At 52.7% G+C, this 393-nt stretch carries 1 protein-coding gene; it reads left to right on the top strand.

Annotated features, from left to right (window positions below; all coding sequences use genetic code 11):
• The coding region (gene traF, locus E0D98_RS26005; protein ID WP_165941083.1) for a conjugal transfer protein TraF at positions 1–393 on the top strand (393 nt) is incomplete at both ends.

The raw sequence follows: 393 nt of genomic DNA, 5'->3' as shown, positions 1-393 counted from the left end.
CCGATGTGGGTATTGCTCTGGCTACTGAACTGGAAACGGCCGGACAAAAGTGGTCTCTGGGCTTCACACCAAAATTCCAGCGTGTTGACCTGTTTAACTACAACGTGCTGGTTAAAAATTACGACAGTAGCGCTTTCAAAGGCGACCGTTACCACAACACCAGAAACGGCATTAACGCTGATATCGGGGCCAGCATGGACCTGGATGACAACTGGACACTGGGTCTGGTCGCACAAAACCTGCTCCCCCGCAGTATTGAGACAAAAGAAGTGAACGGTGTCACTGAAACTTTCAGGATCCGCCCGCAGGTGACTGCCGGTGTCTCCTGGCACAACGACATGTTCACTACAGCACTGGATGTTGACCTGACCCCGGCCAGTGGCTTCACATCAG

Source organism: Escherichia sp. KCJ4928, from assembly GCF_004352695.1.
In the GTDB taxonomy this organism is placed as follows: domain Bacteria; phylum Pseudomonadota; class Gammaproteobacteria; order Enterobacterales; family Enterobacteriaceae; genus ECMA0423.
This window is presented reverse-complemented; position numbering and strand designations above follow the sequence as displayed.